This window comes from Caldisericia bacterium (genome assembly GCA_030018355.1).
GTDB lineage: Bacteria > Caldisericota > Caldisericia > B22-G15 > B22-G15 > JAAYUH01.
On record JASEFN010000003.1, the window covers coordinates 19719 to 35587 of the forward strand.

At 26.2% G+C, this 15869-nt stretch carries 15 protein-coding genes; 13 read left to right on the forward strand and 2 right to left on the reverse strand.

Translation table 11 applies throughout. The features are described from left to right. Positions 1 to 82 precede the first annotated feature (82 nt). From QMD25_03440 to QMD25_03495, 12 genes are read left to right on the forward strand one after another with little or no spacing between them, the layout of a single operon-like run. Entirely contained in the window at positions 83 to 550 is a 468-nt protein-coding gene (locus QMD25_03440) for a ferritin family protein (protein ID MDI6861054.1), read from the forward strand. 4 nt (positions 551 to 554) lie between these two features. After that, entirely contained in the window at positions 555 to 1277 is a 723-nt protein-coding gene (locus tag QMD25_03445) for an ABC transporter ATP-binding protein (GenBank protein ID MDI6861055.1), read from the forward strand. After that, the gene (locus QMD25_03450; GenBank protein MDI6861056.1) at positions 1274 to 2566 is read left to right on the forward strand and encodes an ABC transporter permease; all 1293 of its coding nucleotides are present in this window, start codon (positions 1274 to 1276) and stop codon (positions 2564 to 2566) included. Before QMD25_03445 ends, QMD25_03450 begins: the two co-directional genes overlap by 4 nt. Positions 2567 to 2587: 21 nt before the next feature. Further along, positions 2588 to 3316: a CvpA family protein gene (locus QMD25_03455; protein ID MDI6861057.1), complete on the forward strand. Its 729-nt coding sequence runs from the start codon at positions 2588 to 2590 to the stop codon at positions 3314 to 3316. Continuing rightward, a complete protein-coding gene (locus QMD25_03460; GenBank protein MDI6861058.1) occupies positions 3313 to 4812 on the forward strand; it encodes a SpoIID/LytB domain-containing protein in 1500 nt (499 codons plus the stop codon). The genes QMD25_03455 and QMD25_03460 overlap by 4 nt, the downstream gene beginning before the upstream one ends. Beyond that, positions 4802 to 5815, forward strand: a complete 1014-nt coding sequence (gene queA / locus QMD25_03465) for a tRNA preQ1(34) S-adenosylmethionine ribosyltransferase-isomerase QueA (GenBank protein MDI6861059.1) — start codon at positions 4802 to 4804, stop codon at positions 5813 to 5815. The genes QMD25_03460 and queA overlap by 11 nt, the downstream gene beginning before the upstream one ends. Before the next feature lie 49 nt (positions 5816 to 5864). Further along, the gene (locus QMD25_03470; GenBank protein ID MDI6861060.1) at positions 5865 to 7031 is read left to right on the forward strand and encodes a pyridoxal phosphate-dependent aminotransferase; all 1167 of its coding nucleotides are present in this window, start codon (positions 5865 to 5867) and stop codon (positions 7029 to 7031) included. After that, complete coding sequence (locus QMD25_03475) at positions 7031 to 7885, forward strand: hypothetical protein (GenBank protein ID MDI6861061.1); 855 nt, start codon at positions 7031 to 7033, stop codon at positions 7883 to 7885. The genes QMD25_03470 and QMD25_03475 overlap by 1 nt, the downstream gene beginning before the upstream one ends. Further along, positions 7878 to 8807, forward strand: coding sequence for a MoxR family ATPase (locus QMD25_03480; GenBank protein ID MDI6861062.1), 930 nt, complete (start codon positions 7878 to 7880; stop codon positions 8805 to 8807). Before QMD25_03475 ends, QMD25_03480 begins: the two co-directional genes overlap by 8 nt. Beyond that, a complete protein-coding gene (locus QMD25_03485) occupies positions 8800 to 10026 on the forward strand; it encodes a DUF58 domain-containing protein (protein MDI6861063.1) in 1227 nt (408 codons plus the stop codon). Before QMD25_03480 ends, QMD25_03485 begins: the two co-directional genes overlap by 8 nt. Next, positions 9995 to 11509, forward strand: coding sequence for a hypothetical protein (locus QMD25_03490; protein ID MDI6861064.1), 1515 nt, complete (start codon positions 9995 to 9997; stop codon positions 11507 to 11509). The genes QMD25_03485 and QMD25_03490 overlap by 32 nt, the downstream gene beginning before the upstream one ends. Next, the gene (locus tag QMD25_03495; protein MDI6861065.1) at positions 11493 to 12326 is read left to right on the forward strand and encodes a nucleoside phosphorylase; all 834 of its coding nucleotides are present in this window, start codon (positions 11493 to 11495) and stop codon (positions 12324 to 12326) included. The genes QMD25_03490 and QMD25_03495 overlap by 17 nt, the downstream gene beginning before the upstream one ends. Before the next feature lie 32 nt (positions 12327 to 12358). Here the strand turns inward: QMD25_03495 and QMD25_03500 are convergent, their stop codons facing one another. Further along, a complete protein-coding gene (locus QMD25_03500; protein MDI6861066.1) occupies positions 12359 to 13183 on the reverse strand; it encodes a phosphatase PAP2 family protein in 825 nt (274 codons plus the stop codon). 37 nt (positions 13184 to 13220) lie between these two features. Here QMD25_03500 and QMD25_03505 point away from each other — a divergent pair, with 37 nt between their 5' ends. Then, positions 13221 to 14057 carry a DMT family transporter gene (locus tag QMD25_03505; GenBank protein MDI6861067.1) on the forward strand — a complete coding sequence of 279 codons (837 nt, stop codon included), beginning with the start codon at positions 13221 to 13223 and terminating at the stop codon, positions 14055 to 14057. Position 14058: 1 nt separating this feature from the next. Here QMD25_03505 and polX read toward each other — a convergent pair whose 3' ends face one another. After that, complete coding sequence (polX, locus tag QMD25_03510) at positions 14059 to 15783, reverse strand: DNA polymerase/3'-5' exonuclease PolX (GenBank protein MDI6861068.1); 1725 nt, start codon at positions 15781 to 15783, stop codon at positions 14059 to 14061. Positions 15784 to 15869 lie beyond the last annotated feature (86 nt).

A 15869-nucleotide genomic window follows, 5' to 3' on the forward strand; every position in this document is an offset into this window, starting at 1 on the left:
ATAATTAAAAGCACAAGGTTATAAATTTTGTTATTTCAATTTATGTTATAATCTAAATAACAAAATTTAAGGAGGTTTTATTATGATCAAAGTTTTAGGAGAAGAAGTTCTTAGAAAGGCTATACAGGGAGAATTACAAGCATCAAAATTTTATTCTGATGTTTCAAAGTTAATTGTTAATAAAAAGTCAAAAACCTTAATGGAATCACTATCAAATGAAGAGGCAAGGCATAAGTCAATTCTTGAGAAGAGATATAAAGAACTTTATAATAAAGATTTTGAAGAGATTCCTGGGTTTGTTTTTGATCCAAATTTAAAATTAGAAAAGTTTGGTTTAAATTCAAAGAGCAATGCAATAGAAATTTTAAGTGCAGCAATAGAAGCAGAAAATAATGCTATAAAATTTTATTTTGAACTTCTTCAAGCGGTTGAATCGAATGAAGATAAAGATTTACTTCATTCATTAATTGAATTTGAAAATTCACATAAACAAAAGTTGCAAAATGAATACAATGACATAAATAGAGAGTTTATTTGGAATATTCCTTAAAGCCATGAGTGTTGTAAGTGTAAAAAATTTAACCAAATTTTATGGAGATCTTAAAGCAGTTGATAATATCTCTTTCGAGATTGAAGAAGGAGAAATTTTTGGCTTAATTGGACCAAATGGTGCTGGAAAAACAACAACTTTAAGAATAATAGCAACAATACTATCTCCAACTGAAGGAGAAATTAAGGTATTTGGGTATGATCTTAAAACTCAATCTGATAAAATAAGAGAAATAATTAGTTATCTTCCAGAAGAAGCAGGTGCCTATAAATCTCTCTCAGGTTTAGATTATCTTGATTTTATGGCATCTCTTTATGCAAAAGATTCAAATACCAAAGAAAAATATATAAAAAATGCAATAGAAATTGCAAGTCTTGGTGATAGAATAAAGGATAAAATCGGAAGTTATAGTAAGGGAATGGTTAGAAAACTTCTTCTTGCACGAAGTTTAATGCATTATCCAAAACTTGCAATTCTTGATGAACCAACTTCAGGTCTTGATGTAATAAATTCAATTGAAATAAGAAAAATTATAAAAGAGTTTACAAGAAATGGTACAACAGTTCTTCTTTCATCTCATAATATGCTTGAAGTTGAGTTTCTTTCAGATAGGATTGCTTTAATTGATAAAGGAAGAATTTTAATTCAAGGAAAACCAGATGAATTAAAAAAGGAATTTAATGCAAGAAATATTGAAGAAGTTTTTATGGAGGTAGTGAATAGATGAAAAAGTTTTTGGTTTTATTTAAAAAAGAGATCAAAAGTTTAATCACACTACAACTCATAATACCTTTAGTTATTATGGTAGTTTTGTTTTCAATAATTGGTAATATTGTTGGTAAAGAGACAAAAAAAGCAACTGAACCTAAAGAAGTTGCAATTTTAGATTATGATGATACATTCTTATCAAAAGAGATTATAAATATATTATCAAACAGTAATTTTAAAGTAAAATTACTTGAGAAATCACTTTCAAAGGAAGACGCTAAAGAATTAATTAAAAAGGAAAGAATTCAAACCTTAATAGTAATACCATTTGGATTTCAAGACAATATCTCAAGATATATACCAACAGAAATTGAAACCTATAGTATATTAACAGGACTCTCCTTTGTAAATATAATGCATTCAGTCTCAACAAACGCTATTTTAAATAGTATAAATGAGTCAATTTCAGATAGATATATATCAGAGCGCTTTTTTGGAATGAATCCACAATCTATTAAAAGACCAGTAAATGTAAAAAGTTTTGTAATTGTTAAAGATAAAATTTCAGAAACAACCATTGAAACAATAGCAAATGCAATTACATCACAAAGCGCTTTTATTCCAATCATTTTAATGATTGTTATTATTTTTTCCTCTCAAATGATTGCTTCCTCAATTGCACAAGAAAAAGAAAATAAAACCCTTGAAACGCTTTTAACTATACCAATAAATAGAACCTCAATAATTTTTGCAAAAATGTTAAGTTCTGGTGTTATTGCTTTGATTATGTCAGCTATTTATATAATTGGAATGAGAAGCTACCTTACTGGGATAACAGGGTCAAGATTTTTTACAAGTTCAACACAAGATATTTCAAAGATTTTAAGTGATCTTGGATTAACATTTAATACAACTACATATATAGTTTTGGGAATTTCTCTATTTTTTGGTATTCTTTGTGCACTTTCACTTGCAACTATTCTCGCAGTTTATGCAGATAGTGTTCAAAGCGCACAAACCCTTTTAACTCCACTTATGGTTATGGTTTTAATTCCTTATTTTCTTTCTCTATTTATGGATTTAAATTCCTTACCATTTATTTTTAAAATAATTATTTTCCTTATTCCTTTTTCACATCCATTTATGGCTAATACATACCTTTCATTAGGTAATTATCTAATTCCAATATTAGGAATTTTTTATGAAATTCTTTTCTTTCTAATTTGTCTTTATATCGCAACAAAAATATTTTCTTCCGATAAAATAATAACCACAAAACTTAAAATAACAAAAAGAATATCTTTTTAAATAACCTGTTAAAATTAAATTATGAATATAGTTGATGGGGTTATTATTTTGATACTCATTTATTCATGTTATGCAGGATATAAAAAGGGGATTTTTAAAATTTTAATTTCCATATTGGGTTTTTTTCTTAGTATTTATCTTGCCTATAAATTTTCTCCAAACTTTGCATTGTTTCTTGAAGAAAGATTTGGTTTAATAACAAATATTAAAAATTACATTTCACCATATATAAATTTGCCCCCAGAAACAAAAATATTATCAAACACCTCTTCTAATCTTTTCCTTTTTGTTGATTCACTTAAATTGCCAAAATTTTTGAAATCTTCATTCATAGAAAATATAAATTTACTTGTAAATTTTGAAAATTTAAACACTGTTTTTGATTCATATTTATATTTGTTATCACTGGTAATAGCAGAAGTTATATCTTTTATAATTTTATTTCTGATATTTATAATAACTTTCTCAATTTTAAGAGGAATATTTTCTTCAATAATTCATAAAATCCCAATCATTGGAACAATTGATCGTCTTTTTGGTCTAATATTTAACATGATACTATATTTTTCTATAATTATTTTGATTGTTTTTGTATATTCAAATTTACTTTTAAAGATTATAAAACCCGACTCAATAATTGTAAAAACTTTTGAATCTTCTTTTTTTGTTAAGTTTATTGAAAACAATATGATTTTCTTCAAATCAATACTTAATACTCTAATTTTAAAAATTATGGAGGTATTGAGTTGAAGAAAATTTTAATTTTTACTCTTCTTATTATTTTTTTAAATATAAATAGTGGTTATTCATTGAATATCGATGTACGAGTTTTATTATTTAAAAATCCTCTCTATTTAGAATTTGGTGATGATTTGAATTTAAAATTAGATAATGTAGAAGTTTTTAAAGCGAATAAAATATATTATTATGAAAAAAATTTAAATTCTTTAAGAATAAGAGTAGGAATTTTTTTATCAATTCAAGATGCATTAAAATATTTTGATTTTTTAAAAGACAAAATTCAAACAAAAGATTTTTATATATATTTTGAAAATGGAAAATACAATTTAGATATTGGAGATTTTAAATCAAATGAAGAAAGAGAGACATTTAAATTATTAAATAAACTCTATCTTGTTTTTATGGAAAATATTGATATATCTGGTTATTTCATTTTTGTAGGTACTGAAAGAATCAAAATTCAATTTAATAAAAGTGATTTAAATGGAATAATTTTTGAAATTTATCCAAATAGTGGTTTTGTAAAAGTTAACTCAAGAAGATATAGAGGATATATATATTTATATGTTACTCTATCAACATCATATATTATTAATAAATTAAACATAGAAGATTATCTTAAAGGAGTAATACCATCTGAAATGCCATCAAGTTTTAACATTGAAGCCTTGAAATCTCAGGCTGTTGCAGCAAGAACATATGCACTATCAAAAATTAGAGAAAAAAACATATATGATGTAACTGCAACTCCTAATTCTCAAGCATATCTTGGATTAGATAAAGAAACAGAAAAGACAAATCTTGCTGTTGAATTAACAAAAGATGAAGTTATAACTTATGATGGAAAAGTAATTGAAGCGGTTTATCATTCAACTTCTGGAGGATATACTGAAAACAATGAGAATGTTTGGTTTTCAGTACCATATCCATATTTAAGGGGAGTTGAGAGTCCTTATGAAGATAAATCACCACATTATAATTGGACTCAAACATTTACAAATTATAGAATACAAATTTTATTTAAAAAATATTTTAAAGAAAAAAATATAGATGATATTGGAGAAATTTTAGGCTTTGAAGTTTTAAGAAGAGGAGTTTCTCCAAGAGTTGTTGAGATAAAAGTAATTGGAATGTATGATGAAATAATTCTTACAGGGCCAGAATTTCAGTCAATTTTAGGGCTAAAAAGCACATGGTTTGATTTTGAATTTAAAGTTTATAGATTTAATCATTTATATTCAATTGTAAATATGGTTGATAAAATCCCATTTTTTAAAAGCAGTTTTAATGACTTGATAAAAAAATTTGAGGATTATGAATATGATATAAAATATATAAGAAGAAGGTGGGAGATAGTTGTTTTTAAAGGGAAAGGATGGGGTCATGGGGTTGGAATGAGTCAATGGGGTGCTCAAGGTTTTGCTGAAAATGGAATGAATTATATAGATATTTTAAAACACTACTATACAGGGGTAAATGTAGTAAAATTAGAGAGTGGAAATTGACATTTTTGATTACTACCTACCAAAAGAACTTATTGCTCAAGAACCACTTAAAGAAAGAGATAAGGCTAGATTACTTGTTTTATATAAAGATAGTGGAAAAATAGAGCACAAGTTTTTTTATGAACTTCCCTACTTTTTAGAAGAAGGAGATCTTCTTGTTTTAAATAATACAAAGGTAATAAAAGCAAAACTTATATTAACTCTTGATACAGGGGGTAAGTTAGAGGCACTTTTGATTAGAGGTAATAAAAATTTAATTGAAATTAAAGCAAAAAAAGCAAAAAAATTAAAAGAAGGCAGAGAAATATATTTTAAAGATGGAACAAAGGGAGTTGTTAAAAAGGTTTTAGATGAGGGAAAAAGATTAATTGAGATAAAAGATGTAGAAAATTACATTGATTTTATCGATAAGGTTGGTGATGTTCCACTTCCTCCATATATAAAAAACAAAAATATTAATGAAGATGATTATCAAACAATTTTTGGAGAATATTTAGGTTCTATTGCAGCACCAACAGCTGGTTTACATTTTACAGAAAATTTAATAAATAAATTAAAAGAAAAAGGAGTAAAGATTGAGTATGTAACTCTACATGTAAGTACTCCTACTTTTGAGCCAATTAAAGAGAAAAGTTTAGATAAAGTTAAACTTGGAGAGGAGTGGATAGAAGTAAATGAGAAAGTTTTAAATGAAATAAAGAGTACAAAATTAAATAAAAAAAGAATTATTGCTGTAGGAACAACAGTTGTAAGAACTCTTGAAACAGTTGCAAGAATTGAGGGCATTAAAGAGTATAAAGGAACAACAGATCTATTTATAAAACCTCCATTTGAATTTAAATTTGTTGATGCACTAATTACAAATTTCCATTTACCTAAAACCACTCTTCTTGTTTTAGTCTGTGCATTTGGAGGAATTGAAAATGTTTTAAATGCATATAAAGTTGCAATAAATGAAAGATATAGGTTTTACTCTTTTGGAGATGCTATGTTAATTATTTAATTTTATTGTATAATTTTTTTGAATATAAACAAAAATAAGGAGGAATAAGATGATAAGATTTGCAGAAAGAACTCAAACAATGGGAACAGAAGGTGCTTTTGAAGTTCTTGCCAGAGCGAAAGAATTAGAAAAAATGGGAAAAGAAGTTTTTCATTTTGAAATTGGTGAACCAGATTTTGATACTCCAGAAAATATTAAAAAGGCTGCCTTTGATGCTTTAAATAAAGGATTTACACATTACACCCCTGCATTTGGAATTTATGAAGTTAGAGAAGCAATTGCAAGATATATTTCAAAAACAAGAGGATATGAAGTTAAACCTGAAAATGTAATTGTAACTGCTGGTGCAAAACCCGCAATTGTCTATGCTGTTCTTTCTCTTGTTGAAAAAGGAGAAGAGGTTATTTACCCTGATCCAGGATATCCAATTTATAACTCTGCAGTTAAAATTGCTGAAGCAAAGGGAGTACCATTGCCTCTTTTAGAAGATAAAGATTTTAGATTTGATTTATACGATCTTGAAAAAAGAGTTACTAATAAAACAAGAATGATAATTTTAAACTCTCCACATAACCCAACTGGTGGAATTTTAACTCTTGATGATTTTTATGGAATAAGAGACATTATTGGAAATAAAGATATTTTTATTTTAGCAGATGAAATTTATTCAAGAATTGTATATGATGGTGAGTTTGTTTCAATAACAAAAATAAAGGAGTTAAGGGATAGAGTTATTTTAATAGATGGATTTTCAAAAACATATGCAATGACTGGTTGGAGACTCGGTTATGCAGTTGCTGATCCAGAGATTATAAAGATGATTGCAAAATTTGTAATAAATAATTACTCTTGTCCTACAGCATTTGTTCAAATTGCTGGCATTGAAGCACTTGAAGGAGATCAAAGTGCAGTAGATTATATGGTAAAAGAGTTTAAAGAGAGAAGAGATCTTATTGTTGAGGGTTTAAATAGTATAAAAGGAGTAAAATGTCTTCTTCCAAAGGGAGCATTTTATGTTTTTCCAAATGTAAAAAGTTTTGGAAAGAGTTCAAAAGAGATTCAGAGTTATTTGCTTAATGAATATGGTATAGCATCTCTTCCTGGAACAAGTTTTGGAGAATATGGAGAAGGATATCTTAGATTTTCATATGCAGCAAGTAAAGAAAGTATTAAAAAAGCATTGGTTGTTCTAAAGGAGGCATTTAAAAGACTATAATGGATTATTTTAGTTTTCTTTTATGGTTATTTATTTTTATTTCGCTATTTTATCCTGTATTTCAAAGGAGACAAATTGAACTTCAAAGGTTAAGAGTTATTGCATCACTTCAAAAGAAAAGAGGATCAAGAGTAATTACTTTAATTCATAGAGAAGAATCGATTTCATTTTTTGGGATTCCGTTTAGAAAAATGATTGATATTGAAGATTCTGAGCAAATTTTAAGAGCAATAAGAGAGACACCCGATGATATGCCAATTGATCTTATTCTTCATACACCAGGTGGTCTTGTTCTTGCTGCAGAACAAATCGCAAGGGCATTAATTAGAAGAAAAGGTAAGGTTACAGTTTTTATTCCTCATTATGCAATGTCGGGTGGCACATTAATTGCACTTGCAGCAGATGAGATTGTAATGGATAAAAATGCTGTTCTTGGGCCAATTGATCCTCAGATTGGTGGTTATCCTGCAATTTCAATTTTAAAGGCTGTTGAAAAGAAAAATATAAATGAACTTGATGACCAAACTTTAATACTTGCAGATATAGCAGAGAAGGCAATGAATCAAGTTTATGAACTTGCTGTAGAAATTTTGAGTGATAAAGAAGGGTCTCTTTCAAAAGAGCAGATCGAATTTATTGCAAAAGAGTTATCATCTGGAAAATGGACTCATGACTATCCTTTAACATGTGAAAGGGTTAAAAAACTCGGTCTTCCAGTTTCATTCAATATGCCAGAAGATGTATATTTGCTTATGAGTTTATACCCTCAAGCAGGAGTTGGAAGACCATCTGTTCAATATTTACCAATGCCTGTTCAACCTCCATCCCATAAAAAAACAACACAAAATGAATGATAAAATCAATCTTCTAATTAAAAATATTTCAAAAGTAATTGTTGGAAAAGATGAAGCAATAAAAAAAGCAATAATAACTTTAATTTCAGGTGGGCACCTCCTTATTGAAGATGTACCTGGAGTTGGAAAAACAATGCTTGCAAAGTCTATTGCAAAAAGTATTAATTTAGATTTTAAAAGAATTCAATTTACACCAGATTTACTTCCTTCAGATATAATTGGTATTACAGTTTATAATGAAAAAACAAAAGAGTTTGAATTTAAAAAGGGCCCTATATTTTCAAATATAATTCTCGCAGATGAAATAAATAGAAGCACACCAAAAACTCAATCTGCTCTTCTTGAAGCAATGGAAGAGAGACAAGTTACTGTTGATGGCATTACATATCCTTTAAATGAACCATTTTTTGTTATTGCGACAGAAAATCCTATAGAATATGAGGGAACATTTCCTCTTCCAGAAGCACAACTTGATAGATTTTTTATGAAAATTGAAATTGGTTATCCAAATAAAGAAGACGAAATTTTGCTTTTAAGTAGAGTTCAATTAAAACATCCTATTGAAGATTTAGAGGAAGTTATAAAAAAAGAAGAGATTGTGGAGATTCAAAAGGAAGTAAAGAAAGTTTATATTGATGAATCTTTAAAAGAATACATTGTTAATCTTGGAAAAGAGTTAAGAGAAGACGATGATATTTATTTAGGTCCTTCTCCAAGAAGTTTAATTATTTTAATGAGAGTATCACAAGGAAAAGCCTATATTGAGGGAAGAGATTTTGTTGTACCAGATGATATAAAATCTCTATTTGAATCTGTTATGTCTCATAGAATAATTTTAAAGCCAGAATCAAAACTTAAAGGAATAACTGAAAAAGAGGTTATTGAAAGAGCAATTCAAAGGGTAGAAGTTCCAATTGTTTAAAAAATTTAAAAAAGAGATAACTTTTCTTATTATTTTAATTATTGGAATTTTATTAAATTCTAAATTTCTTATTTCAATTTCAATATTTTTCATCCTCTATATCTTATTTTTTAAAAAATTTTTAAAAAGAGAATTAAAAAAATTTAGTTATTCAATTAAAATAAAGCCAAGTTTTATTCTTGAAGGAGAAACTTTTGAAATATCTTACTATTTAAAATTTTTTAAAACAAATTTAATAAATTTTGAGTTAATTCCTTCACTTCCAACCTATTTTATTCCAATTGAAAGTAAAAATTTATTTTTGGAACTTCCTCAAGAAAAGGAAATAGTTCATAATTTTAAAGTAAGAGCAAAAAGAAGAGGAAAATTTTTTCTTGGGAGTTTTAAAGTAAGAGTTTATGATGTTTTAGGATTAGTAAATATTGAAGAGTTTTTTGATGAGAAGATAGAAATTATTGTTTATCCTAAAATGATCGAAATAAAAAAATCTATTGTTAAAACAAGAGAGCCCTCTTTTGGCATTAAAGTCAAAGAAAGGATATTTGAGGATTTTACATCAATTCAAGGACATAGAAAATATACCGGAAATGAAGAACTTAAAAAAATAAATTGGAAACTTTCTGCTCATAAGGGAGAGATTTTAGTTAAAGAATTTCCCTCAACTGCAGTAACTTCAATAACACTCCTCTTAGATCCTTTTGCCTCAAAAAATCAAAGGAATCAAGAGATTTATGAAGAACATTTAACGACTGTTTCTTCTTCTTTTGTCTATTTTTTTGAAAGATCAAAATTTTATTATGGTTTATGGATACCATATCAATTGAGAATTGAAGAAAAAAATGGTAAAGATCACCTTATGAAGATTCTTTCTATAATTTCAGACTTAAAAAATAAAATTGAATTTGATTTTTCCTACTTTTTAATTGAAAATTCACAAAAAATAAGAGAGTTAAGAAATGTTTTACTTATAAAAAGAACAATAAATACAATAGAACTTTACAATTTAATAAAAACAAAAAGTGCATTTTCAACCTTTACAATATTTTTGCTCCCAGATTTTGGTTTCTTATATCCATGGGAAAAGCCTCATCCATATATTCTTCAAGAAAGTGAAGAAATTGAAAATATAAGAAAAATTAAAGACTCTTTAAAGAGATATGGAATAAATATTATAATTATAAGAGGAAATGAAAGCATCAAAGATCTTGTTTTTATATAATTTAACTCTTTCTCTAAATTGGTTTTTAATAAATTTTTTGCTATTAAATATTCTTTTTAAGAATATTTTTATATCTATTTTAATTCCCCTTTCTCTTTTCTTGTTTATTTTTAACTATAAAAACAAAAATATTGAAACAATTTTAAAAAGTTTAATTGCCCTCTTCTCTATAACATTTATCTCTTTAACATATATTCCAATTAGTTTTTCAATTTTTTTAAAAATTCTTTTATTTTCTTTTATTTTTATTTTTTCTTTAATAATTTTAAAAACTGAAATTTCAAATACCACTTCAATTATTTTAATTGCTACTCTTCTAATTTTTTATGAAAAATATATAGGCAATAATCTTTTAATTTATATTCTTTCATTTCTTTTTATAATTCAATCAATTTTTTTAAAATTTCTTAAAAACAAATTTTTTTATTTCTGGGAAAATAATTTCAAATTAAATATTTCTCGTAATAAAAGAGTTTTTATAAATTTGATCTTAATCTTTCTAATTTCTACAATTTTAATCTCCTCTATTTCTTTAATAAATGCATCAATCTTAAGTAAATTAACTTTGCCAAGTGAACTATTTATAACCCAGAATAAAAATCAAACAAAAGAAGAAAATTTTAAAACAAATGATAATAAAATAACAATTTTCACAAAAAAATATGTTTTTAAAATCAGCAATTTTTCACTTAAATTCTTTAACTTTATCTTTAATTCATTTTATCTAATTATCTTTGTTGGTTTTTTCATAGTTTTAATATTACTTGGAATAAGATTTTTTAATCTCATAAAAGCAGTTTATGGAAGTAAAAAGTCTCTAAAATTTTTAATTTTATCCTTTTTCATATCAATATTAATGATTCTTTCAATATATTTTTTATATAAGCCTTTTGAAATTTTAATTAAAACAATTGCAAAAAACTCTAAAATCCAAAATATCTCATTTCCTCTTTTTGAAATTGTTCAAAAAATAAGAAATTTTTTTACTTCAGATTCAAATATTGCCCAGAAAATTTTACCAATATCAATTGATGTTGGTTTAATTGTAGTAGTTTTATTTTTTATTATTCTATCAACAATTTTTTTGTATTTTTTAATTTTTTATCTATATAAATCTTCTTTTAATGAGAGAAAGTTAGAATTGAGTAAAATAATGTCAGAATTTAATTTAGAGAAAGAGGATAAATTTGAAATAACTGGATCACCAAGAGAGAAAATAATAAAACTATATAATATTTTGATTAAAAAACTATCTCTAATTTTATTAAAACTTGATTATGAAACCCCAAATGAGTATAGAGTCAAATTTAAAAAAGAGAAACCAGAACTTTCAAATGAATTTGATTTAATAACAGATAATTTTATTATTTCTAAATATTCAAATTATAATATAAGTGAAGATTTATTTTATAAAACATTTTTAGCATTTAAAAATTTATCAAATAAGATATTTAAGGAGGTGTACTTTGGAAGAGAGATTTAAAAGCGCAGATAGACCTGAAACAATTGAGGGAAAACAGTATCATATTGATTTAAAGAGAGGAGATTTATCAAGATATGTTTTAACTCCAGGTGATCCAGGAAGAGTTGATAGAATTTTAAAAACTTGGGATGAGGGAGAAATTAAGGCATTCCATAGAGAATATAAATCTGCAACAGGAAAATATAAGGGAGTAATGATTTCCGCTCTTTCAACTGGAATTGGAGGTCCATCTCTTGCAATTGCGATTGAAGAGGCTGCACGTATTGGCTGTGATACATTTATAAGAGTTGGAACAACGGGTGCAATTCAAGAAGGAATAAATTTAGGAGATTTAATTATAATAAATGGTGCAGTAAGATTAGAGGGCACAAGTCATCAATATGTAAGAGGTGAATTTCCAGCAATTTCTTCAATTGAGGTTACTCTTGCATTGATTGAAGCAGCAGAAAGGTTAAATTTTAAATATCATATTGGTATTGCAGCATCTACTGATTCATTTTATGCAGGACAAGGAAGGCCCGGATTTAATGATTATCTTCCGTCTTTTGCAAAAGAAATTTTTAATGATATGAGAATTGCAAATGTTACTAACTTTGAAATGGAGACCTCTACTTTATTTGTTTTATCATCTATATATAAATTAAGAGCAGGATCTGTTTGTGTTGTTATTGCAAATAGAGTAACAAATGAATTTCAATATGTTGGAGAAGAAAGAGCAATTCTTGTTGCAAATGAAGCAGTTAAAATTTTAAGTGAATGGGATGATATAAAAGAGAAAAAAGGCAAAAAATTTTTCTTCCCAAGTTTATTAAAATAATTTTTACATAAGATAAATTATCGCTTTAAAGTTTAAATTTTTATTTTCTGGAATAGATATTTTGATAAAAATGAGACCCATAAACCTAAAATGAGGTAAATAACTCCTTTTAACATATCAAAGATATAAAAAGAGAAAAAAATTAATAATAAAAGAACTACTAAACCAATTAATTCTCTTAAAATTATATTTTTTATAGTCAAATTTCTTGTGTCTTTCTCTTTTAAAATTAATGTTCCTAAAAGTAAACCTGAAAAAGAAGAGAGAAGAATGGAATTTTTTTTCATAAAAAATGAAATGATAAAAATTAAAATTGGTATTAAAGAATTAAATCTAAATTTATAAAATTTATCAATTAAAATATCCATATAATTAAAAATAAAATTTATTATAAAAAAACCTATAATTAACCCACCTATAACATCAATAAAAAAGTGAAGTGAGAGATAAAGTCTCGAAATTGAAATGAGTGAAACAATTAAGATTGAAAAAATGAAAAAAGATTTTTTCTTAAAAATTTTTGTTAATGAAAACCAAAAAACAAAGGAATTTTGAGCGTGTCCACTTGGAAATCCAAATTTCTCTTCTCCTATTGATGTTGTATGTATTGGATGAAAAAAATCTTCTTGGGGTCTTGGAAGTTTAAAAATATTTTTAATCAATGTATTAAAAGAAAAGGATATAAAAAGAAGAAATACTATTTTTAAAGAGGTTTTGTTATTAAAAATGAAAAAGAGGAATGATATTGCTAAAATATAAAATTCAAAACTTCCAAGATCTGTTATAAATATAAAAAATTTATTTAAAAGAGGAGTTCTTATCTCTTCAAAAAACTTTAAAATAACAATACTCAACATATATTTTAGAATACAATTTTTGTTATAATAATTCAATATGAAAAAAGAAGATTTAATTTTGTTTTTGCCGCCTTTTTTATGGGGATGGACTTTTGTTATTGTTAAAAATGGAGTTATAAATTATGATCCATTCTCATTTGTATTTATGAGATTTACATTCACTTTAATTTTAATGATTATTTTAATATATTTATTTAAGGTTAAAATAAATCGTGATATTTTTATAAAAGGAGTAATTGTTGGATCATTTCTTTTTTCAGCGTATCTATTTCAAACAATTGGACTTAAATACACTTCTCCAACAAACAGTGCTTTTATTACTTCAATTTCAATTCCTATAACCCCTTTCTTTAATTTTCTTTTAACAAAAAGAAAATTAATTTTAAGAACATATATTGCAGTTATAACTGTTTTAATAGGTCTTTATCTCCTCTTTGGAGCAGAGTTTAGTTCAATAAATATTGGTGATTTCTTAACTTTAATTTGTGCAATTTTTTGGGCATTACACATTTCAACAATAGGTTACTTTTCACTTAATGATGAGAGTTTGTCATTTCTTTTTTCTCAAATTTGGACTGTTTTTATTTTATCATCAATCTCAATTTTAATTACAAAAAGAAGTATTTTACCAATTCCATATAACTCCCTTTTTGGCGCAATTGTTACTTCAATTTTTGCAACACTTATCCCATTTTATATACAAATAAGATATCAAAATAATAAAAATACAATAAAAACAGCATTTATTTTTGCAACAGAACCAATATTTGCAAATATATTAGAATTTCTTTTAATTGGCACAGTGTACTCATTAATAAATTATATAGGGATGTTTTTTATATTTTTATCCTCATTTATAGCCCAAAGAGATTAAATTAATCTTTAATAAACTTTTCAAACTCATTTAAAGGTAAAGTATTAATAATGTCTTCTTTTGTAAGCCAACCTCTTCTTGCAACTCCAACTCCAAATTTCATATCATTTAATCCATATAAAGAGTGAGCATCGGTTCCAATTGCAAATTTAAGACCATAAACTTCTTTTCCATGCATAACATTTATGTCATTTAAATCTAATCTCTCAGGAGTTGCATTTATTTCTAAAATTTTTCCACTATTTTTTGCCTCTTTGAATATTTCATCAAGATCAACTTCATATTCATCTCTTGAGAGAAGTAATCTACCTGTTGGATGGGTAATTATTTTTATTTTTTTGATTCTCATTGCTTTTATTATTCTCTCAGTTATTTTCTTTTTACCCTGATTAAAGCCTGTGTGGATTCCAGCGAGGCATATATCAAAAATCTCAAGGTCTTTTTCATCAAAATCAACTGAGCCATCAGACAAAATATTCAATTCACAACCAAAAAATACTCTAAATTTCCCTGCAAATTTATTATTTATTTCATCAATTTCTCTTTTCTCTTTTTTGTAATCTTCAAGAGACATCCCACCTGCTACTCCAAGTGATTGAGCATGATCTGCAATAATAACATATTCATAACCAAGTTCCATGCATTTATTTACTATTTCAAGAATAGAATTTTCTCCATCAGAATATTTTGTATGTACATGTGTATCTCCTTTTATATCTTTATATTCAATAAGATTTGGAAGTTTTCCATCAAGAGCAAGTTCAATTTCCCCTCTATCTTCTCTCATTTCAGGAGGAATATACGGAAGATCAAGTATGTTATAAACTTCTTCTTCTAATTCTCCACAAATTCTTTTATCAGTTTTAGCATCAAATACACCATACTCATTAACCTTAAGACCCTTTTTAATTGCAAGTTCTCTTATTTTTACATTATGTTGTTTAGAGCCAGTAAAATATTGAACTGCAGCACCGAATGATATTGGTTCAACAACTCTTACATCAATCTGTATATCTTCATTAGTCAAAATTGTTGATTTAGTATCACCCCTTGCAACAACTTCTTTTACAATATCCATACTTGTGAATGTATCCATTACTTTTTCTGGATCTTTACTTGTTACAAGAATATCTATATCTCCAATTGTCTCTTTCATTCTTCTTATACTTCCACAAACCTCTATCTTATCAATTGGCGCTTTATTTTTTAGAACTTCAACCACATATTGAGAGAGTGGATATGCAATACCAAGTAAAATTCTTTTTGTTTCTTTCTTTTTTCTGTCAATGAGAGCCTTCATAATATTTTCTTCTTTTTTAGGTCCAAAACCTTCAACTTCTCTTATTTTTTTCTCTTCAACTGCTTTTTTAAGATCTTCAATTGATTTTATTCCAAGTTTTGTATAAAGAGTATATGCTCCTCTTGGCCCAATCCCAGGAATTTCAAGAAGTTCAAGTAGTGTTGGTGGGATTTTCTTTTTTGCTTCCTCTAGTTTATCTATTTTACCAGTTTCAAGATACTGAACTATCTTCTTTGCAATTCCCTCTCCTATGCCCTTAATTTCAGTAAGTCTACCCTCTTTAGCTAAATCTTCAATTGGAAGTGGAAGATTTTCAATTTTTCTTGCTGCTTCAATATAAGCATTTATTTTAAATTTCATTTCACCCAAAATTTCAAGATATTCTGCAAGTTCATATAATTTTTGAGCAACTTCTTTGTTTCTCATAATTAAATTATAACTCTTATGTTTATAACTTGATTTTGCTTTTTTTTAAAGATAAAATTTTTTTAAATGAAAAAGATAATTTAAAA

What these genes read in the sequence shown, in the direction of transcription:
- QMD25_03440 (MDI6861054.1), top strand. Translation starts at nt 83, where the DNA reads ATGATCAAAGTTTTAGGAGAAGAAGTTCTTAGAAAGGCTATACAGGGA.
- QMD25_03445 (MDI6861055.1), top strand. Translation starts at nt 555, where the DNA reads ATGAGTGTTGTAAGTGTAAAAAATTTAACCAAATTTTATGGAGATCTT.
- QMD25_03450 (MDI6861056.1), top strand. Translation starts at nt 1,274, where the DNA reads ATGAAAAAGTTTTTGGTTTTATTTAAAAAAGAGATCAAAAGTTTAATC.
- QMD25_03455 (MDI6861057.1), top strand. Translation starts at nt 2,588, where the DNA reads ATGAATATAGTTGATGGGGTTATTATTTTGATACTCATTTATTCATGT.
- QMD25_03470 (MDI6861060.1), top strand. Translation starts at nt 5,865, where the DNA reads ATGATAAGATTTGCAGAAAGAACTCAAACAATGGGAACAGAAGGTGCT.
- QMD25_03475 (MDI6861061.1), top strand. Translation starts at nt 7,031, where the DNA reads ATGGATTATTTTAGTTTTCTTTTATGGTTATTTATTTTTATTTCGCTA.
- QMD25_03480 (MDI6861062.1), top strand. Translation starts at nt 7,878, where the DNA reads ATGAATGATAAAATCAATCTTCTAATTAAAAATATTTCAAAAGTAATT.
- QMD25_03490 (MDI6861064.1), top strand. Translation starts at nt 9,995, where the DNA reads ATGAAAGCATCAAAGATCTTGTTTTTATATAATTTAACTCTTTCTCTA.
- QMD25_03500 (MDI6861066.1), bottom strand. Translation starts at nt 13,183, where the DNA reads ATGTTGAGTATTGTTATTTTAAAGTTTTTTGAAGAGATAAGAACTCCT.
- QMD25_03505 (MDI6861067.1), top strand. Translation starts at nt 13,221, where the DNA reads ATGAAAAAAGAAGATTTAATTTTGTTTTTGCCGCCTTTTTTATGGGGA.
- polX (MDI6861068.1), bottom strand. Translation starts at nt 15,783, where the DNA reads ATGAGAAACAAAGAAGTTGCTCAAAAATTATATGAACTTGCAGAATAT.